Source organism: Sinorhizobium sp. 8-89 (assembly GCF_030124325.1).
Classification (GTDB): Bacteria; Pseudomonadota; Alphaproteobacteria; order Rhizobiales; family Rhizobiaceae; genus Sinorhizobium.
Map to the genome: position 1 here is coordinate 230128 of NZ_JASKLR010000003.1, position 23085 is coordinate 253212.

At 62.4% G+C, this 23085-nt stretch carries 23 protein-coding genes; 9 read left to right on the forward strand and 14 right to left on the reverse strand.

Annotated features, from left to right (window positions below):
• The first annotated feature begins 28 nt into the window (after positions 1-28).
• The gene (locus QN219_RS08415) at positions 29-616 is read left to right on the forward strand and encodes an ATP-dependent Clp protease proteolytic subunit (RefSeq protein WP_283999161.1); all 588 of its coding nucleotides are present in this window, start codon (positions 29-31) and stop codon (positions 614-616) included.
• Positions 617-1045: 429 nt separating this feature from the next.
• Positions 1046-2758 carry a 2-isopropylmalate synthase gene (leuA, locus tag QN219_RS08420; protein WP_283999162.1) on the forward strand — a complete coding sequence of 571 codons (1713 nt, stop codon included), beginning with the start codon at positions 1046-1048 and terminating at the stop codon, positions 2756-2758.
• Between the two features lie 118 nt (positions 2759-2876).
• Here leuA and QN219_RS08425 read toward each other — a convergent pair whose 3' ends face one another.
• The 4 genes from QN219_RS08425 to QN219_RS08440 all read right to left on the reverse strand — a co-directional run bounded on the left by QN219_RS08425 (position 2877) and on the right by QN219_RS08440 (position 6077).
• Complete coding sequence (locus tag QN219_RS08425; RefSeq protein WP_283999163.1) at positions 2877-3704, reverse strand: anti-sigma factor; 828 nt, start codon at positions 3702-3704, stop codon at positions 2877-2879.
• A 3-nt stretch (positions 3705-3707) separates the two neighbouring features.
• Positions 3708-4226, reverse strand: a complete 519-nt coding sequence (locus QN219_RS08430; RefSeq protein WP_173509567.1) for an RNA polymerase sigma factor — start codon at positions 4224-4226, stop codon at positions 3708-3710.
• Between the two features lie 229 nt (positions 4227-4455).
• Entirely contained in the window at positions 4456-5004 is a 549-nt protein-coding gene (locus tag QN219_RS08435; RefSeq protein ID WP_405052116.1) for a tetratricopeptide repeat protein, read from the reverse strand.
• 170 nt (positions 5005-5174) lie between these two features.
• Positions 5175-6077 (reverse strand): metallophosphoesterase, encoded by a 903-nt coding sequence (locus QN219_RS08440; protein ID WP_283999164.1) that lies wholly within the window; start codon positions 6075-6077, stop codon positions 5175-5177.
• 88 nt (positions 6078-6165) lie between these two features.
• On the opposite strand from QN219_RS08440, the gene QN219_RS08445 reads away from it, so the two are divergent.
• The gene (locus QN219_RS08445) at positions 6166-6657 is read left to right on the forward strand and encodes an NUDIX domain-containing protein (protein ID WP_283999165.1); all 492 of its coding nucleotides are present in this window, start codon (positions 6166-6168) and stop codon (positions 6655-6657) included.
• Positions 6658-6660: 3 nt separating this feature from the next.
• Here the strand turns inward: QN219_RS08445 and QN219_RS08450 are convergent, their stop codons facing one another.
• Positions 6661-7692, reverse strand: a complete 1032-nt coding sequence (locus tag QN219_RS08450; protein WP_283999166.1) for a glutathione S-transferase family protein — start codon at positions 7690-7692, stop codon at positions 6661-6663.
• 260 nt (positions 7693-7952) lie between these two features.
• Here QN219_RS08450 and QN219_RS08455 point away from each other — a divergent pair, with 260 nt between their 5' ends.
• On the forward strand, positions 7953-8513 hold the full coding sequence (locus QN219_RS08455) for an N-acetyltransferase (protein ID WP_283999167.1): 561 nt from the start codon (positions 7953-7955) through the stop codon (positions 8511-8513).
• Between the two features lie 11 nt (positions 8514-8524).
• Here QN219_RS08455 and QN219_RS08460 read toward each other — a convergent pair whose 3' ends face one another.
• Positions 8525-9010 (reverse strand): GNAT family N-acetyltransferase, encoded by a 486-nt coding sequence (locus tag QN219_RS08460; RefSeq protein ID WP_283999168.1) that lies wholly within the window; start codon positions 9008-9010, stop codon positions 8525-8527.
• Between the two features lie 124 nt (positions 9011-9134).
• The gene (locus QN219_RS08465) at positions 9135-10106 is read right to left on the reverse strand and encodes an MBL fold metallo-hydrolase (protein WP_283999169.1); all 972 of its coding nucleotides are present in this window, start codon (positions 10104-10106) and stop codon (positions 9135-9137) included.
• 144 nt (positions 10107-10250) lie between these two features.
• Between QN219_RS08465 and QN219_RS08470 the strand changes: the two genes are divergently transcribed.
• Positions 10251-11207: a LysR family transcriptional regulator gene (locus tag QN219_RS08470; protein ID WP_283999170.1), complete on the forward strand. Its 957-nt coding sequence runs from the start codon at positions 10251-10253 to the stop codon at positions 11205-11207.
• Between the two features lie 70 nt (positions 11208-11277).
• Here the strand turns inward: QN219_RS08470 and QN219_RS08475 are convergent, their stop codons facing one another.
• From QN219_RS08475 to QN219_RS08490, 4 genes are read right to left on the reverse strand one after another with little or no spacing between them, the layout of a single operon-like run.
• Positions 11278-13347 (reverse strand): hypothetical protein, encoded by a 2070-nt coding sequence (locus tag QN219_RS08475; protein WP_283999171.1) that lies wholly within the window; start codon positions 13345-13347, stop codon positions 11278-11280.
• 10 nt (positions 13348-13357) lie between these two features.
• Positions 13358-16168 (reverse strand): DUF4159 domain-containing protein, encoded by a 2811-nt coding sequence (locus tag QN219_RS08480; RefSeq protein ID WP_283999172.1) that lies wholly within the window; start codon positions 16166-16168, stop codon positions 13358-13360.
• Positions 16165-17085 (reverse strand): DUF58 domain-containing protein, encoded by a 921-nt coding sequence (locus QN219_RS08485; protein WP_269282067.1) that lies wholly within the window; start codon positions 17083-17085, stop codon positions 16165-16167. The genes QN219_RS08480 and QN219_RS08485 overlap by 4 nt, the downstream gene beginning before the upstream one ends.
• 3 nt (positions 17086-17088) lie before the next feature.
• Entirely contained in the window at positions 17089-18102 is a 1014-nt protein-coding gene (locus QN219_RS08490) for a MoxR family ATPase (RefSeq protein ID WP_283999173.1), read from the reverse strand.
• Positions 18103-18364: 262 nt separating this feature from the next.
• On the opposite strand from QN219_RS08490, the gene QN219_RS08495 reads away from it, so the two are divergent.
• Genes QN219_RS08495 through QN219_RS08505 form a run of 3 tightly spaced genes read left to right on the forward strand, consistent with a single transcriptional unit; the run spans position 18365 to position 20876 of the window.
• Positions 18365-18988, forward strand: a complete 624-nt coding sequence (locus QN219_RS08495) for a DUF1285 domain-containing protein (protein ID WP_283999174.1) — start codon at positions 18365-18367, stop codon at positions 18986-18988.
• Positions 18985-19617, forward strand: a complete 633-nt coding sequence (locus QN219_RS08500; RefSeq protein ID WP_283999175.1) for a CoA pyrophosphatase — start codon at positions 18985-18987, stop codon at positions 19615-19617. The genes QN219_RS08495 and QN219_RS08500 overlap by 4 nt, the downstream gene beginning before the upstream one ends.
• The gene (locus QN219_RS08505; RefSeq protein WP_283999176.1) at positions 19614-20876 is read left to right on the forward strand and encodes a CCA tRNA nucleotidyltransferase; all 1263 of its coding nucleotides are present in this window, start codon (positions 19614-19616) and stop codon (positions 20874-20876) included. The genes QN219_RS08500 and QN219_RS08505 overlap by 4 nt, the downstream gene beginning before the upstream one ends.
• A gap of 84 nt (positions 20877-20960) precedes the next feature.
• Here QN219_RS08505 and QN219_RS08510 read toward each other — a convergent pair whose 3' ends face one another.
• Positions 20961-21146, reverse strand: a complete 186-nt coding sequence (locus tag QN219_RS08510) for a DUF1059 domain-containing protein (protein ID WP_173509582.1) — start codon at positions 21144-21146, stop codon at positions 20961-20963.
• A gap of 355 nt (positions 21147-21501) precedes the next feature.
• Between QN219_RS08510 and QN219_RS08515 the strand changes: the two genes are divergently transcribed.
• Positions 21502-22047: an adenine phosphoribosyltransferase gene (locus QN219_RS08515; protein WP_283999178.1), complete on the forward strand. Its 546-nt coding sequence runs from the start codon at positions 21502-21504 to the stop codon at positions 22045-22047.
• 25 nt (positions 22048-22072) lie between these two features.
• On the opposite strand, the gene QN219_RS08520 is transcribed toward QN219_RS08515, so the two are convergent.
• Positions 22073-22543 carry a MaoC family dehydratase gene (locus tag QN219_RS08520; protein WP_283999179.1) on the reverse strand — a complete coding sequence of 157 codons (471 nt, stop codon included), beginning with the start codon at positions 22541-22543 and terminating at the stop codon, positions 22073-22075.
• The gene (locus QN219_RS08525) at positions 22540-22995 is read right to left on the reverse strand and encodes a MaoC family dehydratase (protein ID WP_283999180.1); all 456 of its coding nucleotides are present in this window, start codon (positions 22993-22995) and stop codon (positions 22540-22542) included. Before QN219_RS08525 ends, QN219_RS08520 begins: the two co-directional genes overlap by 4 nt.
• Positions 22996-23085 lie beyond the last annotated feature (90 nt).

Here is a 23085-nt window from a genome sequence, read left to right on the forward strand (position 1 = left end):
TAAAGACATTTCATGAGGAGTCCGAAGAATGCGGAACGACGACGAACAGGAAGAAAAGAAGACCGAATTGCCGCTCGGCAAGGAAACGGAGGCGAACCTTTTCAAGTCGCGTTCGATTTTCATCTACGGCACGATCACCCAGGAACTGGCGCAGAAGGTTTGCTCGCAGCTCGTGGCGCTCGCTTCCGCCAGCGATGACGATATCCGCATTTTCGTCAATTCTCCCGGCGGTCACGTTGAATCCGGCGACAGCATTCATGACATGATCAAGTTCGTGAAGCCGAAGGTCTGGACGATCGGGACCGGCTGGGTCGCTTCCGCCGGCGCTCTGATCTATGTCGCTCCGCCGAAGGAACGGCGGCTCTGCCTGCCCAACACGCGCTTCCTGCTGCACCAACCGTCCGGCGGCACACGCGGCATGGCATCCGACATCGAGATCCAGGCTCGCGAAATCCTCAAGATGAACGAGCGCCTGAACAAGATCTTCTCCGAAGCGACCGGCCAGCCGGTCGAGAAGATCGCCAAGGATACCGACCGCGACTACTGGCTTTCGGCCGATGACGCGAAGTCCTACGGCCTCGTTTCGCGGATCATCACATCGATCGCCGACGTCTGAGCCGGGTAAAGCCAAAATGCATTGAGGGCATCGGCGGCGCCGGTGCCCTTTTTCTTTGCTTTGTTTCCGATTCCTCGGATGAAGAGGCTTCGGCGCGATGTCTCCCTTGCCCTGTTTCGGCAAGCCGTGTATAGGCTTTCGCATGACCAGCGCGAACGCACATAAGATCGCAGCGATCTTCTCCGGACACGATCACGATCGTGCGCCGTCTCGCGCCGTTGCATCGCTTCTTCTTCTCGGCCTTATTCGCGGTTGCCGGGTTCGCTGAGGAGCGCCCGGCGGCCGAAAAGCCTGGCCGGCAGATGCTCCTCGAATCCCTAAAGAGCTGAAACAAAAGGCGCGGCCCACGCGGCGTTAGCCATCGCAATGTCTTCGACGATCGGCTATTGCATGTGGCAAGCCACGCTCCAGTGACGAAGAGAAGCTGCAATGATTCTGAAATCGCATTCCATCAAGACGGGCATGCCCGAGGCGGCGGTGAAATATCAGTCTTACCCGCAGATTGCGCTGCCTGACCGTACCTGGCCGTCCAAAGCCATCGCTCAAGCGCCGATCTGGTGCTCGGTGGATCTGCGTGACGGCAACCAGGCGCTGGTCGATCCGATGGGGCACGACCGCAAGGCGCGCATGTTCCATCTGCTGCTCGACATGGGCTTCAAGGAAATCGAGATCGGCTTCCCGTCCGCGTCGCAGACCGATTTCGACTTCGCCCGCTGGTGCGTGGAGGAGGGGAATGTCCCCGCCGACGTGTCGTTGCAGGTGCTGGTGCAATGCCGGCCGGAATTGATCGCCCGCACGTTCGAGGCGCTCCGAGGTGCCCATCAGCCAATCGTTCATTTCTATAACTCGACCAGCGAGTTGCAGCGCCGCGTCGTGTTCGGCAAGGACGTCGCCGGCATCAAGCAGATCGCGACCGATGCCGCCAAGATGATCACCGACATGGCGGCGAAGGCGGGCGGCGGCTACCGCTTCGAATATTCGCCGGAGAGCTTCACGGGCACCGAACTCGAAGTGGCGCTGGAGATCTGCAACGCCGTCACCGAAATCGTCAAACCGACGCCGGATAACAAGCTGATCGTCAATCTGCCCTCGACCGTCGAGATGGCGACGCCGAACATCTATGCCGACCAGATCGAGTGGATGTGTCGAAATCTCGACAACCGCGAGAACCTGATCATCTCACTGCATCCGCACAACGACCGCGGCACCGGCATCGCCGCCACCGAACTGGGCCTGATGGCGGGCGCCGACCGCGTCGAGGGGACGCTCTTCGGCAACGGCGAGCGCACCGGCAACGTCGATGTGGTGACGCTGGCTTTGAACATGTTCACGCAGGGCGTGGATCCGAAGCTCGACTGCTCGGATATCGAGCGGATCAAGGAAGTCTACGAATATTCGAACCAGATGGTCATTCCCGAGCGCCATCCCTACGTCGGCGAACTGGTCTACACGGCTTTCTCCGGATCGCACCAGGACGCGATCAACAAAGGCATGAAGGCGATCAAGCAGGCAAACAAGCCGCTCTGGGAGGTGCCCTATCTGCCGATCGACCCGCGCGACGTCGGCCGCAGCTACGAGGCGATCATCCGCATCAATTCCCAGTCCGGCAAGGGCGGGATCGCCTATATCCTGCAGGAAGACTACGGCATCAATCTGCCACGCAACCTGCAGGTCGAGTTCCGCGAGGACATCCAGCGCATCACGGACGAAGAGGGCAAGGAACTCCCGTCGAAGCGGATCCATGCCCGTTTCCTCGAACGTTACGTGGAGCAGCCCCACGCGCGGCTGAAATTCGTCGACCACCACACCTATCCGGCCGGCGAGCACAAGGGCGGTCTGCGTGTCGTTGCCGCGGAGATCACCGACAAAGGCGAGACCAGGCGAATCGAGGGCAAGGGCACCGGCCCGATCGATGGCTTCATCAACGCACTGTCGATTTATCTCGGCATTGAGCTTTCGGTGGCGGACTATTCGGAGCATTCGCTGCAGCATGGTTCGAATGCTGCGGCCATTGCCTATGTCGAGGTCGAATATCCCGGCGGCACGCTGTTTGGCGTTGGCATCAACACCAACATCGTCGCCGCCTCGCTGGAGGCTATCGTGTCGGCGGCCAATCGGGTGCTGGAGATGAAGGCGGCGTAGGACCCGGCGGGCACGAACCCATCGTGGAGAAAAGCCGCGCGGTTCTCGAACCGCGGGGCTTTTCCTTTGCGGGGCCCGCCTGCCATGTGCCGTGCACCCGCGCGCGTTGCCCGTCCGATCAGATGCTCGCGGCCACCGTTTCGGCGAGGTCTCGCAGGCCCGCATGGGAGGATGGACCGACCACCACCAGGGATGCGCCGTCTTTTTGCCAGGAGACGAGCCCGAGGTTGTCGCGGATGTCCTCGCGGAACTGATCCGTTTGCGGCTCCTCGCTACCCTTGAGGAAGCAGATCGCGAAGATATCGCCCTCGCGATCGCGGTAGACGAGCTGACCGACGGGCTTGCCATCGACCACCAACAGCCTTGCACCCTCGAAATTGAGGCCCTTGCTTGCGAGATCCGGGGTCTTGAAGCCGATGCCGACACTGGAGGCGAGCCAGGTCTCGATCTTCGGCCCGTCCGACGCAGGCGCCTCGACAAGGTGCTCCTTCTGCCGGGAATAGATGCGATGATACTCGGCGATCTCATCGATCCATGGACGCGTGGAGGCGCTGCCTTCGGGTTCGGCCACGTACTGCGTGCTACCAACGATGAAGCCGACAGCGCCACCGAGAAGCAGTAGTGCCACGGCCGCGGCCGTGACCCGCGGCCAGACGCGAATGGTGGGAGCCGGAAGGTTGGCCGTTGCTACGCGCTCGGCCCTCGGACTGATGCCGGGCCCCTGCTTGATCTGGCGCACCAGCGCCAACGGCACTGGATCATGAAGGAAATCCTCGAAGGCCTTGTTGCCAAAGGCGCTACCGGCTTTGAGCTTCTCGAGCATGACCTTGGCGTCCTCGTCACGCGCCAGCAGCGCGTCGAGTTCGGCCCTTTCGGCGTCGCCGAGCTCTCCGTCGATATAGGCGGACAACCGAACCTCAAGCGCTTGACCTGTCGTCTGCTGCAATGGTCAGGCCCTCCTTTCGGTATTCTCGGACAGCATGGCGGCGAGCCTCAGGCGGGCGGTGGACAGCCTGCTCATCACGGTACCGATCGGCACCCCGAGAATATCTGCGGTCTCGCGGTAGCTGTGCCCTTCGACATTGATCAGCAGGAAAACGCTGGCAAGACCTTCCGGCATGGACAGGATCATCTTCTGCAGTTGGTTGGCATAGACCGCCTTTTCGGCAACGGCTTCCACACGCAGTTCGCTCTGATCGAAGATGTCGACCGCGCCGCCGCCGGTGCGGACCTTGCGCTTGCGGACTTCGTCGACCCAGAGATTGCGCGTCATGGCGTAAACCCAGCTTTCCAGTCGGCCTTCCCCGTTCCATAGATGGCTGCGCGCGATGGCCCGCTCGCAAGCCTCCTGGACAAGGTCATCGGCGTCGTTGGCGTTGCGCGTCAGCGTCATCGCGAAACGGCGCAATTTGGGCAGCAGGCTGACCAAATCCCGTCTGAAGTCTTTCGTCTCTGCCGCTGGGCGCATTGCTCTTCCAATGAGACGTACCGGATCGGGCATCTATTCACCGTGCGAAACGCACTGCCCAATGATATGAAACATTTGATCCGAAGTCTGCAAGGGAAGAGCCGGAACGGAAACAGGTTTTTGCATTCCGGCGTCGTTTCCGGCTGTCTGCTCCCTTCTGCCGCAAGGGGGCGACGGCAGAAGGCGGCGCTGCAACGCGCAGAAGAGCGGGCCGTCGCGGTCCGGCTCGTCAGTAATGATGGCGGGTGCCGCCGAGGGATTGGAGCAGAGCCTTGTAGGCCCAGGTGTTTTCGCCGCCACGGTCACGAATCTCGACGAGTTGCACCTTCGCTTCCTCGATCCGGCCTTGCTCGACCAGGGCCTGGCCGAGGTAGGATCGGGCGAGAATGTAGTTCTCGTCCGCCTGAAGCGCGCGTTTGTAGAACTGCATGCCAAGTTCCATGCGCCCGGCTTTGCGATTGGCGTAGCCGAGATAGTTGAGCACGCGGGCACTGCGCTGATCGCTTACCGCGCCGAGCACCTTGATCGCATTTTCGTACTGGCCGGCATAGGCAAGTTCGCGCGCGGCCTCGAACAGAATATCGTCGCTGAGACCGCTCTTCTTCGCGTTGACGCACTGGCCCTTGCGCGCATCCCAGATCTTGCCGTTCTTGCACTGGGTGGTCGTCTTGGTCTTGCGTGGCGGCTCGCTGGTGTCTTCGCCGATGGCCATGGCCGGCTGGCCCGCGACCGAAGCCATGAATGCAGCAAGGACAAGGAAAGTCGTTTTTCGATACATCGTGCCTGTCTCCCTCGAACGTCGCGCAGCACGGCCGGTGACCCGACCGACGCACATGCGTCTCGCAGGCTGCCGCACCCGAACCGCAATATGACGCACAGGCATGACGAATTATTCGCGCCGGTAGGATTTTTCTTTGACGTTTGTCTTTATCGTGGACGGCCTGAACGCTAGAAACGGGTGGTTTCGGCGAGTTCGACGCCGGTCGCGTCGGCATTGAGCGTGTAGCGCTCGCGGCTGAGCTGCCAGTTGCCCGGCTCGCCTGCTATCGAGAAGAGATTATAGGCGGCCGCCGGCTTGCTGCCGCCCGGCCCCTGCGACGCCGAGGCAATGCCGACGACCGGGACCGGCGCAGTCGGCCCCTTCAGCCAGTAAACCGTGTTGAGATGGGTATGGCCGTGAAGCACCAGTTCGGCGCCGCCCGACGAAATGGTCGCCGCAAAACGGCGAATGCCGATCATGCGCTTGTGCATGGAGGTCGCGCCACGGATCGGCGGGTGGTGGATCAGCACGACTCGGAAGAGTCCAGCCTCGCCTGCCGCCCGCAACAGGTTGACCGTGGCACGCGCCTGCCGCGGGCCGAAGTAGCCGCTTGCGGCGAAGGGCGGCGTCGCGACCGCTGTCGAGCAGCCGATAAGGGCCACAGAGCCGCGCACCCGCACATAGGGAAAGCAGTGATGATTGCGGGCCCAGCCGGGCGGATCCTCGTCACCCCGCATGTAGGCGTACCAGGCGCGCGTCGTCTTCTCGTAGGCACCTGGCACATAGGCATCGTGATTGCCCGGTACAATGGAGATATCCCCGGGGTCGCCCGCCTGGGAAAGCCACGCCGTCATAGCCTCGATCTCCAGGGATGAAGCGAGGTTCACGAGATCTCCCGTGATCGCGAGATGGTCGGGATTGCGCTTCTCGATGTCGTCCATCAGGCAGGCGAGCGTGCCGGGAAAGAGATGGCGCGCCCGGTTTCTGTGCCAGTTGACGAAACCGGTGATCCGCTTGGAAGCAAGTTCCCTCAGGGACAGATCCGGCAAGGGTCCGAGATGAACGTCCGAAATATGCGCGAGTTTGAACATCGCCCCCGTCTAGCGCATATTCCGTCAGAGTGGAATCACCAGATCGTAACGATTTCGGATGAGAACCGCGGCCCACAGGGAGACGTGCTTGGAGCAGGACCGACCGGCGGAGTTGCGCAACTGGCGAATTCGCCTGCTGACGCGGTTCGCACATGTCTATTTCGCGCTCTCGCGCGGCATGACACTCGGCGTGCGCGCTGCCTGCTTCGACGGCAAAGGGCGGATCTTCCTTGTCAGGCATTCCTATCTTCCCGGATGGCACCTGCCGGGTGGCGGCCTCGATCGCCATGAGACTGCAGTGGAGGGGCTCGCACGCGAACTGAGGGAAGAAGGCAATCTGGAACTGACGTCGCCGCCGCAGCTGGTGCAGGTCTATTACAACCGGGGCACCAGCAAACGCGATCACGTCATCTTCTTCCGTTGCGACAGTGTCCGCCAACAACGACCGAAGATTCCCGATCTGGAGATAGCCGCCGCGGGCTTCTTCGCGCTCGACGAACTGCCGGCGGATACGACGCCCGCGACGCGCCGGCGGATTGCCGAACTCGCGGGAACGGAGGCGCCCGACACGTTCTGGTGAGCGTCAACGCGTACCGGTAGCCACTCGCTTTGCGGTCTCGCTTGAACGTATCGCCTTGTCAAGGCGATCGCGTCCGTGCGGCGCCGTAAGGTCGAGCAACGGGCCGGCCGGCACGATGCCCGTCGGGTTGATCATCGTGTGGCTGCGGTAATAGTGCTCCTTGATATGGCGCATGTTCACGGTGTCGGACACGCCCGGCACCCGGTAAAGATCGCGCAGGTACCCGTAGAGGTTCGGGTAGTCGGCAATGCGCCGGATGTTGCATTTGAAATGGCCGACATAGACCGGGTCGAACCGCACCAGCGTCGTGAACAGGCGCCAATCGGCCTCGGTGATGCGATTTCCGGTGAGATACCGTTGTGAGGCGAGGCGATCCTCCAGTTCATCCAACATGGCGAACAAGGCCGTCACGCTCTCGTCGCAGGCCTGCTGGGTGGTCGCGAAGCCGGCCTTGTAGACGCCGTTGTTGACGGCGTCATAAATGCGCGCGTTGAGTTCGTCGATTTCACCGCGTAGTTCCTCTGGGCAGAAATCCTCGGTCGAGCCGGTGAGATGATCGAAGGCCGAATTGAACATGCGGATAATTTCAGCCGATTCATTGGAGACGATCGTCTTCGTCTTCTTGTCCCAGAGCACAGGCACGGTCACTCGGCCGGAATAACCGGGGTCGGCGCGGACATAAATCTGCCAAAGGGTCTTGGAACCGAAGAGATGATCGACGGTGCCGCCGTTCTCGCCTTTGAACTCCCAGCCGTTAGACAGCATCAAGGGATCGACGATCGAGACCGAGATGATGTCCTCAAGCTTCTTGAGCTCGCGGAAAATCAGCGTGCGGTGAGCCCAGGGACAGGCAAGCGAGACATAGAGATGATAACGGTTCGGCTCGGCCACGAAGCCGCCTTCGCCTGAGGGGCCAGGCGATCCGTCGGCGGTGATCCAGTTGCGGAACTGCGCCTCACTGCGCTTGAAATGGCCTTTCGTCGCCTTGGTGTCGTACCAGACGTTCTGCCAGACTCCGTTGACCAGCCTGCCCATGCATGAGCTCCTTCATGTTTTCTCTTACCATTGATAGATAACGCAGCAGCGTGCCGGTGATAGGTGTCAAATTCTGAACACTGCGTTTTGGGCTTTGACAGGCGGCAATTTTCTGCTATCGCGATCAGGCAATTTTTTCGTGTTCGGAACGATCGTAACCATGATCCTGTCGGGAAGCCTGCGACGACGCTGATGCTGCCAACGCCCTTTCGGGGCGCGCCATCTCTATTGTCCGTCCGCATGCTTGGTTCTCGATATCCATGAAAAAGCACGACATCGTCTATCTGACTGAAGATGCGTCACACGACGCAGCCATCGAAATCATCAACGAAGAAGCCTTTGGTCCCGGCCGGTTCGTGCGCGCCGCCGCCCGGATTCGCGAGCAGGGTCCTCATGACCGTTCGCTGTCCTTCATCTGCACCGACAATGGCGAGACGATCGCCTCCGTGCGGATGACGCCGGTGATAGCCGGGTCGGTGAGGGGACACCTGCTTGGCCCGCTCGCCGTGCGGCCCTCGCACAAGAACCGGGGCATTGGCCGCGAACTCGTGCGGATTGCCGTCGAAGCTGCGCGGCGGAAGGGTTCCGAGGCGGTGATTCTCGTCGGCGACCCGCCCTATTACCAGCCGCTCGGCTTCGAGAAGGTGCGTTACGCCGCACTCGAATTTCCAGGGCCGGTCGATCCGGCAAGAGTTCTCGTCGTGCCGATGGCGGCGGACGTTCATGCTCGCCTGAGCGGCGTGATCCGCTGGCGAGACGACAGCGCCGCTCCCGTGACAGAACTCGCCATCGCGGCGCAGGCCGAAGGCGCTGCTGCCTGACAGGTGGGTAATCAGATTGACTTGAGCGTGAAGACGTCGAGCCGGTGGTCTCCCACATCCTGCTCGTGCAGCGACCAGCCAAGCCCTTGGTAGAAAGTTCTTTTTGCTGGCACGGCGCAGAGGTAGACGGTATCGGCGCCCGCTGCGAAGGCTGCGCGCGCGGCATGGCCGACGATGGTGCCGCCGATGCCTTGCCGCCGAAACGTGGGATCCACCCAAACGGCGGCGACCCAGGGTGTATATTGAGGCCGATCCTCCATGTCGGATGCAATAACCGAGGCGGTGCCGAAGAAGGTTGAACCTTGATGGGCGACCATCGCCATGGGTAGCGGACCACTTCCGAGATTCTCCCGGACCAAGTCGGCGATATGCTCCAGAGGGAACCCTTTCGGTTTCCACCAAGCTCGCCAGACGCGGTCGGCAATCGCATCCGAAAAATGCGGGACGGCGCGAAGATCTGATATTGCCACGTTTCTGTCGGTCACCGGTCCTCGCATTTTTCAGCTGACAGTATCGGACGAAAATTCGTGTGATCAGAAGCAGCAACAGCGATCCGGTGGCGCCCACCGGATCGCTGTGTTGAGACCACAAGCGCAAACTTGCACTCTTACCGTTCTTGGATCAACCAGCTGTATAGTTGACCGGTACCCAGTCGTAATTCGTGTCGTCCGTCCGCAGGTGACCGATACCGGGAAAGGCAATATGCGCGCCGGCGACCCAGTAACGTTCCGATGCTGCTTCGACAAATGCGGCCCGGCGTGCCTCGACTGCCTTCTGCTGGTCGACATCGAATTCGATGGCAACGCCTGGTTCGTCGAACTGCAGGACATCGCCGTGCGTAATGTCTCCCCAGAAGACCATCTTCTCTCGTTCGCTTTCGATCACCAGCGAGCTATGGCCCGGCGTGTGGCCCGAGCGCAGGATCGAACCGATTCCCGCGACTGGCGCGACATCGTCGTCGAATGTCTCCAGTCTGCCTGCGTCCAGATAGGGCGCAAGGCTTTGTTGCGCTTCGACAAACTGGTTCTTAAGCGGGCCGGTTGCACGTTCCCGTTTGGCGGGATCGAGCCAGAAATCGACGTCTCGCTTGTTGACGCGCACAACGGCGTTCGCGAAGAGCCGCTCGCCGTCGGCGGAAAGACCTCCGGAATGGTCAGTGTGGATATGCGTGAGGATCACGTCATCGATGTCACTCGCCTTGTAGCCTGATGCCTCGATGTTCCGGATCAGCTTGCCAAGCTTCGGACCGAGATAGCTGCCTGTCCCCGCGTCGATCAGGACGAGACGTTCGCCGGTGTTGATCAGAAATGCGTTCACGGACGTTTCGCTCTGTGTGCCCTGAAATGCTGCGGCCAGCGCGGACTGCGCGTGTTCGTCGGTCGTATTCGTGTAAAGGCTTGCGAGTGGTATCGGGATAGTTCCGTCTGAAAGCGCCGTCACCTCGATCGAGCCCACCTTCATGCGATAGAAAGCGGGAGCCTGGACCTCGGCGAAGGGCGCTTTGGCAGCGGCAAGCGTCGAGATAACCGGCATCGAACTCGCCGCGACGAGAGCAGTGGCGGTTCCCTTTAGGATCGATCGGCGCGTATGCATAGGTTCAACTCCTGGTTGGGGCGGGATGCCGGCGGGAAACCGCTCACGTTTTCCTCACCCCCGCTCTGATTGCTGATCTGGCTCTTGCCAGACCTCAGCTGAAAGCTATTTATGGTGCGGTCAGCAATCAAATCGATACGAATCATGGAAGTCATCGATCATTTCAATCTGCGCTCCTTCGACCTCAATCTGTTGATCGCCTTCGATGCGATGATGGAGGAGGGCAGCGTGACCAAGGCGGCTCGCCGCCTCAAGATCCAGCAACCGGCTATGAGCCACAACCTGTCGACGTTAAGGGTTCTGTTTCAGGACGATCTTTTCGTGAGGATTGGCCAGATCATGCAGCCGACCGCGCGGGCGCGGGCACTGGCCGGCCCGATCCGCCTGGCACTCAAGCAGGCGCAGGCCGCGCTCCTCGCTGCCGACGTGTTTGATCCGGCAACCGAACGGCGAATTTTCCGCCTGGGGCTATCATGCGAGGCCGAGCTTCTGCTGCTTCCGGACTTAACGGCGCTGTTGCGACGCATGGCCCCCGGTATCCGGCTCCTGGTGCGGACGTGCACGCCGGACGAGGTGGATGCGATGCTCAGCGCAGGTACGATCGACATGGCCGTCGGCTGCACCTACGCGCCTACCTCACGCTACATCTCCGAAGTGCTCTACGAGGCGGAGGTGCTTTGCTGTTTCAATCGCGGTCTGTTGCCCTTGCCGAGCCCGGTGACCCTCGATACCTATCTCCAGGCCGACCATGTGGTGATCTCGCAATCGGAAAGCCTTCATGGGTGCGTGAAAGATGCACTTGAACATGCCGGGACCGAGCTGAACGTGGTCGCCGCCGCTCCTGATTTCATGTCCGTCCTGGCGACCGCGAGTTTGTCGCCGGTCATTGCGACCGTGTCCTCGCGCATTGCCGAGCGTTATGGTCCGTTGCTGGGACTGGAGGTTAGTCCGGTCCCTTTGGCGCTGCGGTTTCCGCCGGTTACCATGGTCTGGCCGCTGCATTCCGACAATGATCCGGCCGGCGTCTGGCTGCGGCAGCACATTCGCGCTTGTCTCTCCGCCAGTGTCCCGCAGCTTCCGCATCCGCTCGCTGCGGAATAGGCAGGGTGCCCTGAAGCGTCGCTCATCTAGATGCGGGCGGAAAACCGCTCACACTTTTTCTCACCCCGCTCTATCGACCCTCGCGATACCAGGTGGAGGAGATCAGGAAGAGCAGGGCGGCGAGCCCGAAGAGGCTGGAGAACAGAGACAGCGAATTGATGCCCCTCAGCACGGTCTCGTCGGTCATGCGCAGCGAAAGGCGCTCGTTGTCCGCCACGCGGACAGCGCCATGAACCGGCAGGATCGAAGGAAGATCGACCGAGCCGTCCGCATCCGCCAGCCGCCGCACGAGTCCCTTGGTCTTTTCCGCCCAGGGACGGAGCTTTTCCTCCGTGGAAATTGCCGCCTTGAACTCCGGCGCATCGACGTTGCCGACGTGGACAAGCGTCGTCAGCTCGTCGTTGGCGACCTCGAAGAGGCCAGTTTCCGTCGTCTTGACCTCGGCCGTGTAGAGACCCGGTTCGCGTTCTGTGAGTGTGACCTCTTCGGTCTTGCCCGATGGATAGGTTAGCGTCGCCTGGCCGGGGTCGCCTTCGATCGTCTGCCGGGTAATTTCGAGCGTACGGCCGGAGGCGCGCGCCGTCAGCGCCTCTTCCTCGAGCGCCGGTTCCTGCATCAGCCAATGGGCCGTGCGACGATAGAGCGAAACATGCGGTCCGCCACCTTCAAAGCCGCGCGCCCACAGCCAACCTTGGTCGGACAAAAGCATCGCGACACGCCCCTTGCCGACGCGGTTGAGGACGAGCAACGGCTTTCCGTCTGCCGCTTCCATTACGGTCTGCCCGAGGGGCCGGTCGACGTCGACGGTGCGGAACCACCGGCCCCAGCCCGGAGGTTCGCTCGCCGCGCCTTCGAGACCGCGCGTTACCGGATGCTTCTTTCCCTCGTCGGAAAGGCGGGGGAAGAAAGCCTTTTCATTCATGGCACCGGTGGGGCTCGCGGGAAGAACCGCCGAAAGCGGCGTGGCGGCGATCGAATCGTCGCCGGCGTGTTCCGGGCCGGCGGCGATCAGCAAGGCGCCGCCGTTCTGCACATATTGCGCGATGTTGTCGTAGTAGAGGATCGGCAGCACGCCGCGATGCTGATAGCGATCGAAGATGATCAGATCGAACTCGCTGATCTTGTCGACGAAGAGCTCGCGGGTCGGGAAGGCGATCAGCGAAAGTTCGTTGATCGGCGTACCGTCCTGTTTTTCCGGCGGACGCAGAATGGTGAAGTGGACGAGGTCCACCGCCGCATCGGACTTCAGCAGATTGCGCCATGCGCGCTCGCCCGCGTGCGGCTCACCCGATACGAGCAGCACGCGCAGATTTTCCCGGATCCCGTCGAGCACGTGGACGGCGCGGTTGTTGACCTCCGTCACTTCGCCCGCGATGGGGTTCACCGCGAATTCGAGGATGTTGTTGCCGCCGCGCGGTACGGTGAAGCTGAAGGGCACGTCCGTGCCCGGCTCGGCTTGCTCGGTGGCGATCTCGTTGCCATTGAGACGGATCGTCACTTCGGCGCCACCACCGGGAGCCGCTCCGTCGTCAACGACGCGAAAGGTCATTTTCTGCTGTTCGCCGACGATGCCGAACCGCGGTGCGCTGACAATTTCGATACGCCGATCGAATTCATCCGGTTTGCCGCTGATCAAGCCATGGATGGGCGCATCCAAACCGAGCTTCTGATTGACATCGGGAACGTCATGGATCTGGCCGTCGGTTATGAAGACGGCGCCGCCGACGCGGGCCGGCGGCACGTCGGCAAGCGCTGTCGCCAATGCACCGAAGAGCTTCGTCGACGGCGCTTCGCTTTCGGCGCTATCGGCGGCCTCGACAATGCGGGTCTCTATCTGCGGAAAGCGGGCGAGGCGATCCTTGAGGTCGGCAAGCGCCCTGTCGGTCTGTTCTCGCCGATCGGCATTGTCCTGGCTTTGGCTGCGATCGACGACGACGGCAACAATGGTCGAGAGAGGCTCGCGCTCCTCCTGGAAAACAGACGGATTGGCAATCGCCAGGCAGAACGCTGCGAGCGCGGCTGTCCGCAACCAGGCGCCGCGAACGCGACGCCAGAGCCCGAGCGCCGCAAGCGCGGCCGCGACGAGCGTCAGCGCCGCGAAATAGGGCCAGGGAAGAAACGGTGCAAAGTCGACGGTCATCGAACGATCCTCACTGACCGAGCCGCTCGAGCAGGGCGGGCACGTGCACCTGGTCGGCCTTGTAGTTGCCGGTCAGCATATACATCATGATGTTGACGCCGGAGCGGAAGGCATATTCGCGCTGCATCTCGTCCGGCGGAACCGTCGGCAAGAGCGCGACGCCATTCGTGTCCACGGCCCAGGCGCCGGCAAAGTCGTTACCGGTGATCATGATCGGCGTGACGCCATCCGCGGACCGGGCTGGGCGGTCGCTTACCTCCTCGCGGTTGTCGAGTTGCGCCTCGATCCAGAGCGGGCTGCCGGTGTAGCGCCCCGGAAAATTAGAGAGCAAATAGAAGGCTTTCGTCAGCACATGGTCGCCCGGAACGGGCTCCAGCGGCGGAATGTCGAGATTGGCCAGAATCGCCTGCAGCCGCTCGGTGTTCGCGCTCGTCCCGCTCGACGAGGCGCCCAACGAGGAAAACTGGTCGCGTGTATCGAAGAGCACCGTGCCGCCCGCGCGCATATAGGCGTCGATGCGGCTTACAGCCTGCGGACTCGGCATCGGCGCATTGGCGGAAATCGGCCAGTAGATGATCGGGTAAAGGCTGAGCTCGTCCTTGGAAATGTCGAGCCCGATGGGTGCGCCCGGCTCGAGCGTCGTGCGATAGGTGAGGAAATCCGTGAGGCCCATGAGGCCGCGTTCGGAGAGGCGGTCGACCTCGTCTTCGCCGGTGACGACATAGGCGAGATGGGTCGTATCGAGACGTTCCAGGACGCGTTGGTCATCCGGACGCGCGTCATCCGCGAGCGCCTGCGGTGGAAGGAGGACAAGGGTGCCGCACAGCAGGAAGAGTATTGTGGTGGCCGTCCTTGCCATTCGAACGCGCGAAAAGGCGCCGCTCATGAAGAGGACGACGACGGCGTCGGCAAGGAGCAGCAGCAGTGCCAGCGTCAGGAGAGCAGGCTTCAGCGACCAGCTTTCCGCGCCGCTCAGCCGTTCGGAGGTATGCGGGCCTGCAGCCACCATGTCGATCTTTTTGAGTTCGGCATCGCGCGGGAGCAGGTTCAACGCCGTGAAACCGTCTTCGGAGCCGTAAAGCCCCGGCGGGTTTTCCGGAGTTGCAAGCGGCGCCTTGCCGGGGACGATGTCGAGCGGCCGCGCATTGCCGGTTTCGGCGACGAGGACGCCGTCGGCATTCAGCAGCCGGTAAGGGGCCAATGTCTGCGCCTGCGTCTTGCCTTCGCTCGCGACGCCGCCGCTGCGCGAAAGCTGCACGCTGCGTCGAAGCATTTCCACGAAATGCCCGGAAATCGGCAGGTTCGACCAGGTTGCCTCGGCGCTGACATGGAACAGGATGATGCGTCCCGCCCCTTGTGCGGCCGTCGTCACCAGAGGCGTTCCGTCGGCGAGGTTTGCCCAGGTCCGCTCGACCAGATCCGCTGTCGGCTCGGCCAGGACCTGTCGCTTGATCAAGATGTCGGTGGGGCGAGCCATGCCGGCAAAGGGGCTGTTGCCGGGATAGTCGGCGAGCGGCTGCGGCTCCGACCAGGAAAGCGCGCCCCCAAGCGCCCGCTCGCCCTGTCTCAGCGTCACGGGCACCAGCGGGTCATCGGCGGGTGCCGCTGCAAGGCGCGGCCCGGCAAAGCGGATCAGGGTGCCGCCGTTTTCGATCCACTTCTTCATCAGCGGGTACATCTCTTCCGGCAAGCGGCCGATATCGGCCATGATCAGGACCGAAGGTCGTTGTTCCAAGAGTTCCGGAATGGCGACGGCAAGATCGGTCTCGCGCGGTTCGACGAGATCGGCGTAGGGGGCTAGCGCCCGGTTGATATAGTAGAGCGGCGAGAGCAGCGGTTGGGAAAGGTCTCGGGCCTCGCCGCTCAAGAGGGCGACGCGGCGGCGGCGAAAACCGTCGTCGAGCAGATGGACGCCACCGGCGGTCGCGGCACCCTCGATGCCGATGCGAGCGAAATCGTTGCGCAACTCGAAAGGTGCTGCGATCGTTCCCTTCGCAACCGCTTCATCTGGCGCAAAATCGATCGTGCCGTCCGCGATCGCGCGGCCACGCGTATCGTAAGCGACAATCGTCACGGAACGGCGATCATCGGTTTTCAACCGGCTCGCCGTCACCGACATGCCCGCGGATTCGTTGCTGCTGTTGGTGAGTGCAATTGCCTGACTGCCGTCGGCCTCGATCACCCGGAGGTTGGCGGCGCGAATTCCCGCGAGCGCCTCCATCGTCTTGCCTTCTGTCGCTTCGATGCCATCGGTGACGAAGGCGAGCGTTCCGGGTACGGCTTCTTCGAAGGCCGTTTGCATTGCCGCGATCGCGGAGCGACGGTCGGCCGGAAGCGGTTCAGGCGATGCGGCGGCGAGGCGGTTGCGCGCGGCCCCTGCCGACCCCGGCGTTGCATCGTGCTGCCGATCGCCGGTGAAGACGATCGAGACCGCAAGGTCTCGTGCCTCCGCGTCGTCGATCAGCGCCGAGGCGGCCTCGATGCGGCGCTCCCAATCGGGCGCTGTCGCCCAACTGTTGTCGATCAAGAGCGCGAGAGGGCCGGAGGAGGCGAGCGTATTGCTGCGCGGATTGAAGACCGGATCGGCGATTGCGAAAATGACGGCGGCGGCCATCAGCATCCTGAGAAGCGTCAGCCACCAGGGGCTTTTCGATGGTGTCTCCTCGCGCTTCAGAACGGAGGCGAGGATGCGGAGTGGCGGAAAGACCTCGGCCGCCGGCCTCGGCGGCGTCATCCGCAAAAGCCACCAGATGACCGGGAGCGCGACAAGCGCGGCCAGCATTGCGGGATTGGCGAAGACGAAGGCGAGACCGCCGATCATAGCAGGCCTCCATGCGTCGCCCTTCCGGGCATTCCTGAAAGATACATGTGCACGGCTACCAGCGCCTCGGATGCGGGGCGGTCGGTCCGATGCGGAATGAAGGTCCAGCCGAGGTGCCGGAGGCTCGAGCCGAGGCTGTCACGGCGAGCGAGATAGGCGCGCTGATAATCCTCCTGCAGAATCTCGGCGCGACCCGCAGTCAGCTTTTCCCCGGTTTCCGGGTCGGTGAATTCGGTTCGCCCGGCATAGGGGAAGACCTCTTCCGCAGGATCGGCGATCTCGACCATATGTCCGCGGAAGCCGCGGCGCGCGAGCGGCGCAAGGCGCTCCATCACCTTTTCGGCGGGGTCGAGAAAATCTCCGATCAGCACCAGATCGCTGGCGTTGCGGATCATGCCGGTCTCAGGCAGTCCCTCGGCGAGCGGGCTCAGCATGATCGCGGTTGCCAGCCGCTCGGCGGCGTTGCGGGCCGACACCGGTTCCATGACGCCGGGGCAGCCGATCCGTTCGCCGGAGCGGGCGAGAATTTCGGCAAGCGCCAGCATCAGCACCAGCGCACGGCTTTCCTTGGAGACGGCGCCGAGCGTCGACTTGTACATCATCGAGGGCGAGAGATCGGCCCAGAGCCAGATGGTATGGGCGGCCTCCCATTCGCGGTCGCGTACATAGGTATGGTCGTCCCGGGCGGAGCGGCGCCAATCGATGCGCGACAGGCTTTCGCCTTCGCTATAGGGGCGGAACTGCCAGAAATTTTCGCCGATGCCGCGTTTGCGCCGGCCATGCCAGCCAGAAATCACCGTGTTGGCAATCCTGCGTGCCTCGACGAGGCAATCCGGAACGAGCATGGCGCGCTGCTGTGCGCGCGACAGGACCTCGCCGGAAGGGGTACGCGCGACTATGTGCCCGATGGAGGCCATGCACTAACCCTTGGCTCGTTTCACCAGGCCGGCGATGACGTCGCGCACGGTCATGCCTTCCGCACGGGCCGCGAAGGTGAGCGCCATGCGGTGCTGCAGCACGGGTTCGGCAAGCGCCAGGATATCGTCGACGGAAGGCGCCAGCCGGCCGTCATAGAGGGCGCGCGCCCGAGCGCACAGCATCAGGGCTTGGCCCGCGCGCGGACCCGGCCCCCAGGCGACATTCTTGTCAGTCGTCGAATTGCCGTTGCCGGGGCGGGCGGAACGCACGAGCGACAGGATGGCATCGACCACCTTTTCGCCGACCGGCATCTGGCGGATCAGGCTCTGGACCTGCAAGAGGCGCTGTGCGTCGATCACCGGCCGGGCCTCGGTCTCGACCACACCGGTCGTCTCCAGCAGGATTTGCCGTTCGGCACCAAGCTCGGGATAGCCGACATCCACCTGCATCAGGAAACGGTCAAGCTGCGCCTCGGGAAGCGGGTATGTTCCTTCCTGTTCGAGCGGGTTTTGGGTCGCCAGCACATGGAATGGCTGGGGCAGGTCTTTGCGGGCGCCGGCGACGGTGATGTGATATTCCTGCATGGCCTGCAAAAGTGCCGATTGGGTTCGCGGCGAAGCACGGTTGATCTCGTCCGCCATCAGCAGCTGCGTGAAGATCGGGCCGGGGATGAACCGGAACGACCGGTAGCCTGCTGCGTCCTGATCCATGACCTCGGAGCCGAGAATATCTGATGGCATCAGGTCGGGTGTGAACTGGATGCGGCTGTTGTCGAGCCCGAGGACCGTACCGAGCGTGGCGACGAGCTTGGTCTTGGCGAGGCCCGGTACGCCGACAAGCAGTGCATGGCCGCCGGACAGCACGGCAAGCAGCGTCTGCTCGACCACGCTTTCCTGGCCGAAGATCACCTTACCGACTTCGGCGCGTATCAGCGCGATCTCCCCAAGCGCGGCCTCCGCGGCCGCGACGATCGCCTTCTCGTCGGCCGCATCGACCGCGCTTTTCATAACACTCATCGCCATTCTCTCCGATCGTCGCTGCTGAACCGAATCGCCATTGCGCGGTATTCAGTTCCTGTTTTTCAATTTAGACCCTGGCGGACGGCTGACAAGCCGGCGCCAACGCACTATGTCGTGAGCTTGCAGGACGCTCGCCGTGCATCCCGCATTCTCATCGATGCGGACGGAATGCCAAAACCGAAGGCTGGCGCATCCCTCGCACGTTCGTCTGAACGCGTTATGCTTCAGAAGCAAGATCGGGACCAAACAGGACAGAACGATGGCAGAAGCCAAGATTCAGCAAACGGGCGATGCGGCGGGTCTTGCCGCGCTGATCGCCCGCGCCGCGGGCGAAAGGGGCGGTGAAGCGAAGGGCCTGCCGCCGGTAGACCGTTGGAATCCGCCATTTTGCGGCGATATCGACATGGAAATCCGCGGCGATGGAACCTGGTTCTACATGGGCACACCGATCGGCCGCCAGCCGCTTGTCCGATTGTTTTCCACCGTCCTGCGCAAGGACGAGGACGGCAAGACCTATCTGGTTACGCCGGTGGAAAAAGTCGGTATCCGCATCGCCGATGCTCCGTTCATCGCCGTCGAAATGAACGTTACTTCCAAGAAAGGCGGAAATGTCCTGACGTTCCGCACCAATGTCGGCGACGTCGTGGAGGCGGGGCCGGAGCATTCTCTGCGCTTTGTCGTCCACGGCGAAAATCGCGAGCTGAAGCCCTATCTCCACGTGCGTGGGCGACTTGAGGCGCTCGTATCGAGGCCTGTCATGTACGACCTTGTCGAACTGGGCGAAACGGTCGAGATCGACGGCATCGATATGTTCTGCGTAAAGTCGGTCGGCGCGGTGTTTCCGATCATGCCGGCGGCTGAATTGGAAGCTCTGTCGCAATGACAAATCATCCCTTTTCCGCCGACGAGTTTCGCCGCCGGGCGCTCACCCAGACGGGCGGGCCGATCGAGACGGCCTGGCGTGATCACGGCGATTTTCTGCTCAATCCGGGTATCGTTCCCTATCTCGAGTCCCTGCATCTGAAGGATGCGGCAGTGCTCGTCCCGGTGGTCGACGACGGCGAGGATGCGAGCGTCATCTTCACGCAGCGCACCTCGACATTGCGCAAGCACTCGGGTCAGGTCGCCTTTCCAGGCGGGGCCGTCGATCCCGAAGACCAGTCCATCGAAGTTGCGGCCCTGCGCGAAGCCCAGGAAGAGATCGGCCTTGATCCTCGCTTCGTCGAGACGATCGGCCGTCTGCCGCATTATATGGCCATGTCGGGCTTCCGCATCACACCGGTGCTTGCGGTGGTGCAGCCTGGATTCGAGCTCATGCCCAATCCGGAAGAGGTGGAAAGCGTCTTCGAAGTGCCGCTCTCCTTCCTGATGAACCCCGTCAACCACGGGCGTGGGCGCAGCCATTGGCAGGGCGCGGAGCGGCAATTCTATCGCATGCCCTATGGCGAACGGAATATCTGGGGGATTACGGCGGGCATCGTCCGCATGCTCTACGAAAGGCTTTATGCATGACTTCCGTTGCCGCTGAGGCCTGGTTTCAGGCTCCTTCGCTACAGCGCGTTTTCGATGTTCTGAACGCCGATGGCCACGAGGTGCGCGTCGTCGGCGGGGCGATCCGCAACAGCCTCATGGGGCTGCCGGCCGGCGACATCGACATGGCGACCACCTGGCGGCCGGACGACGTTGCCGAACGGGCGAAGGCTGCGGGTATCAAGGTCGTGCCGACGGGTGTCGATCATGGCACGATCACGCTCGTCATCGACGGAACGCCCTACGAAGTGACGACGCTTCGCCGCGATGTCGCAACGAACGGGCGCCGCGCCGAAGTGGCCTTCGGCACCGATTGGCGGGCGGATGCGGAGCGCCGCGACTTCACGATCAATGCCCTCTATGCGGACAGCGACGGTAAGGTCTTCGACTATGTCGGCGGCCTCGCCGACATCGAGAGCCGGACATTGCGTTTCATCGGCGATGCCGCCGAGCGTGTCCGGGAGGACTATCTGCGCATTCTGCGTTTCTTCCGCTTCTTCGCCTATTACGGTGCCGGCCGTCCGGACGCGGACGGGCTCAGGGCCTGCGCTCAGGCCCGCGCAAAGCTCGCGACGCTTTCTGCGGAACGGGTCTGGTCCGAAACAAAGAAACTGCTCGCCGCCGACGATCCTGGCCGCGCGCTCCTGTGGATGCGCCAGGCAGGCGTGCTCACCGAAATCCTGCCGGAGACCGAGAAGTGGGGTATCGATGCCATTCCCGGCCTCATTGCCGCCGAGAAGGCCTTTTCCTGGAAGCCGGATCCGCTGCTGAGGTTAGCGGCGATCGTTCCCCCTGATACGGAACGGCTTGCGGCCATGGCAGCGCGCCTGCGCTTGTCGAAGGCGGAGGCAGCTTATTTTGCACGGTATGCAGGCGCTCCGGCGATCCCCGCGACGCTTGCGGATGCGGCTCTCGACCGCCAGCTTTACCGGTATGGCGTCGAGGGGATTACCACCCGCCTGCGGCTCTCCCTGGCGTCCGCGCGCCGTCTGTCCGAAAACGATCCGTCGCGTCTTTCTGAAACCGCGGCGCTTCAACGGCTACTGTCGCGCGCGGAGAAGTGGCATCGCCCGGCATTTCCGTTGACCGGCGCCGATGTCCTAAAGGCCGGCATTCCGCCCGGCCCAAAAGTCGGGGAAGTACTTTCCGAACTCGAGAATTTCTGGATCGAGCGCAATTTCGCCCCCGACCGGGCAGCGCTCGCGGCCCGGCTCGAGTTGATGGTGCCAGATACCAAGTGATCAGGGATGGCGGGAAACTGCTGTGTGCCTTTCCTCATCCCGCGCGACCTGAACGCGGCAAAGACGGCCCTTGCCCCGCTCCGGTCAGGCGGCCTTGCTTTCGTCGACGATCCGAACTTTGATATTGTCGATCATGTTCTCGCGTATCGTCGTTTCGCCATGGGTCACGCGCATGTGCTCCACAACGCGACGGACGATTTCTGCATCATTGTCGGCGCGGGTGTGCCATTCACAACCCGGGACGAGCGAACCGCATTCAAACAGGCGCATGGTCTCCTCCTTCCTCTTACTGCTGGCTCCTGGAGCCTCTCGCTTTCACATGGAACCACGGAAAGCGGATAAGACGCTCTAGAATCAAAGTGCTAAGTCCGTTTGTGCGTTCGTTTGAACGCACGGCGCTTTGGTGCAGTAACGCCCCAATTGGCTGCCCTGCAAAGTTCAAGCTTACGATAACACCCGGCAAGCAAAATTGTTCCCGCGCACCTGCGGAGATTTCAAAGGGTTGCCGCGGGTGCAGTGGGAAGCCCGGCCTTGTGACTGCAGGGCGAAGAAAATTCTATAGAATTGCACGCCGTTGATGTTATGGCTTTGGCTTCCTGAGACTCGCAGAGGCTGTTTTCCCATCATGACCGCGACCGTTCAATCGGAACTGATTTCCGCCATCCGGAGCATTCCGGATTACCCGAAGCCAGGCGTCATGTTTCGCGATATCACGACCTTGCTCGGCAATCCGAAGGCTTTCCGCCGGGCGATCGACGAGCTTGTCCACCCCTATGCCGGCACCAAGGTGGACAAGATAGCGGGCATCGAGGCGCGCGGTTTCATCCTGGGCGGCGCGATCGCGCACCAGCTTTCGGCCGGCTTCGTCCCGATCCGAAAAAAGGGCAAGCTGCCGCACGATACCGTCCGCATCGCCTACAGCCTCGAATACGGCGTGGACGAGATGGAAATGCACAGGGATGCGATCCAGCCGGGCGAGAAGGTGATCCTGGTCGACGACCTGATCGCCACCGGCGGAACCGCAGAAGGCGCCGTGAAGCTTCTGAAGCAAATGGGGGCGGACATTGTGGGAGCCTGCTTCATCATCGATCTGCCCGAACTCGGCGGTCGCAGGAAACTCGAGGCTCTCGGCGTCAACGTGCGCACACTGATCGAGTTCGCAGGGCATTAGCCGCTCGGCGGTTTCGCGCGCTATCTCAGGTGAATTCGATCACCTTGCTTTCGAACTGGATGACGGTCTCGCCGTGCTGGTTCTCGCCCTCGCAGAAGATGGTGTTGATCCGCCACCCCGGTCTCGACGCGACGACCCGCGCCTCCAGAAAGGTGACCGCGTAGGTTATCGTGTCGCCGGCATAGACCGGCTTCAGCCATTTGAGTTCGCGAAAGCCGGGTGAGGGGCCGAGTCTCGGCGCATGCAGCCCTTCGGCCGCCAGGCGTCGGATTTCATCCTTCCAGAACCGCACGAAGCATTGCATCCAGCCGGCGCTCGTGTGCCAACCGGAAGCGCAAAGGCCGCCGAACAGCGAGTGCTTGGCGTCCTCCTCGTCGAGGTGGAATGGTTGCGGGTCGAAGTCGCGCGCGAAGCGGATGATATCTTCCGCTGAGAATGTCAGACTGCCGATCACCGTTTTTCGGCCGGCTGCGTAGATTTCGCCCAAGGTCATCATCGCCGCAGCCCCCAGTCGCGGCGGCGGAAAAGCACGGAACATTCCGAAACCGCGATCGCCTCGCCCGTCTGGTTGTCGATCTCGTTGCGGAACTTGACGATGCCGACGCCAGGTTTCGAATTCGATTGCCGCGCTCCGAGCACCAGGCTGAAGCCTGTCAGCACATCACCGGCGAGCACCGGCTTCTTCCAATCCATGAAGTCGATGCCAGGGGAGCCCTGAGAGGAGGAATCGCCAAGAAAAGCGTCGATCATCATGCGCATGCCAATCGCGCTCGTGTGCCAGCCGGAGGCAGAGAGCCCGCCAAGAATGCTGCGCTTGCCGGCCTCCTCATCCAGATGCATCGGCTGCGGGTCGAACTCACTGGCGAAGGCGATGATGTCGGGCGCCTGCATTACGACCGGCTGATAGTCGAAGCGCCTGCCTGGCGTGAAATCCTCGAAATAGAGCATGCCGGCCTCCCTCGCTGCCGGAGATGTTCAGCTATGCGGCTCTGCTGCATGTTTCCTTAATCGGAACCGGCGCTGTAGAGCCGTATCGCC

Coding starts and splice junctions, on each gene's coding strand:
- QN219_RS08415 (WP_283999161.1), top strand. CDS start 29: ATGCGGAACGACGACGAACAGGAAGAAAAGAAGACCGAATTGCCGCTC.
- leuA (WP_283999162.1), top strand. CDS start 1,046: ATGATTCTGAAATCGCATTCCATCAAGACGGGCATGCCCGAGGCGGCG.
- QN219_RS08430 (WP_173509567.1), bottom strand. CDS start 4,226: ATGCGCCCAGCGGCAGAGACGAAAGACTTCAGACGGGATTTGGTCAGC.
- QN219_RS08435 (WP_405052116.1), bottom strand. CDS start 5,004: ATGTATCGAAAAACGACTTTCCTTGTCCTTGCTGCATTCATGGCTTCG.
- QN219_RS08440 (WP_283999164.1), bottom strand. CDS start 6,077: ATGTTCAAACTCGCGCATATTTCGGACGTTCATCTCGGACCCTTGCCG.
- QN219_RS08450 (WP_283999166.1), bottom strand. CDS start 7,692: ATGGGCAGGCTGGTCAACGGAGTCTGGCAGAACGTCTGGTACGACACC.
- QN219_RS08455 (WP_283999167.1), top strand. CDS start 7,953: ATGAAAAAGCACGACATCGTCTATCTGACTGAAGATGCGTCACACGAC.
- QN219_RS08460 (WP_283999168.1), bottom strand. CDS start 9,010: ATGCGAGGACCGGTGACCGACAGAAACGTGGCAATATCAGATCTTCGC.
- QN219_RS08465 (WP_283999169.1), bottom strand. CDS start 10,106: ATGCATACGCGCCGATCGATCCTAAAGGGAACCGCCACTGCTCTCGTC.
- QN219_RS08470 (WP_283999170.1), top strand. CDS start 10,251: ATGGAAGTCATCGATCATTTCAATCTGCGCTCCTTCGACCTCAATCTG.
- QN219_RS08475 (WP_283999171.1), bottom strand. CDS start 13,347: ATGACCGTCGACTTTGCACCGTTTCTTCCCTGGCCCTATTTCGCGGCG.
- QN219_RS08480 (WP_283999172.1), bottom strand. CDS start 16,168: ATGATCGGCGGTCTCGCCTTCGTCTTCGCCAATCCCGCAATGCTGGCC.
- QN219_RS08485 (WP_269282067.1), bottom strand. CDS start 17,085: ATGGCCTCCATCGGGCACATAGTCGCGCGTACCCCTTCCGGCGAGGTC.
- QN219_RS08490 (WP_283999173.1), bottom strand. CDS start 18,102: ATGAGTGTTATGAAAAGCGCGGTCGATGCGGCCGACGAGAAGGCGATC.
- QN219_RS08495 (WP_283999174.1), top strand. CDS start 18,365: ATGGCAGAAGCCAAGATTCAGCAAACGGGCGATGCGGCGGGTCTTGCC.
- QN219_RS08500 (WP_283999175.1), top strand. CDS start 18,985: ATGACAAATCATCCCTTTTCCGCCGACGAGTTTCGCCGCCGGGCGCTC.
- QN219_RS08505 (WP_283999176.1), top strand. CDS start 19,614: ATGACTTCCGTTGCCGCTGAGGCCTGGTTTCAGGCTCCTTCGCTACAG.
- QN219_RS08510 (WP_173509582.1), bottom strand. CDS start 21,146: ATGCGCCTGTTTGAATGCGGTTCGCTCGTCCCGGGTTGTGAATGGCAC.
- QN219_RS08515 (WP_283999178.1), top strand. CDS start 21,502: ATGACCGCGACCGTTCAATCGGAACTGATTTCCGCCATCCGGAGCATT.
- QN219_RS08520 (WP_283999179.1), bottom strand. CDS start 22,543: ATGATGACCTTGGGCGAAATCTACGCAGCCGGCCGAAAAACGGTGATC.
- QN219_RS08525 (WP_283999180.1), bottom strand. CDS start 22,995: ATGCTCTATTTCGAGGATTTCACGCCAGGCAGGCGCTTCGACTATCAG.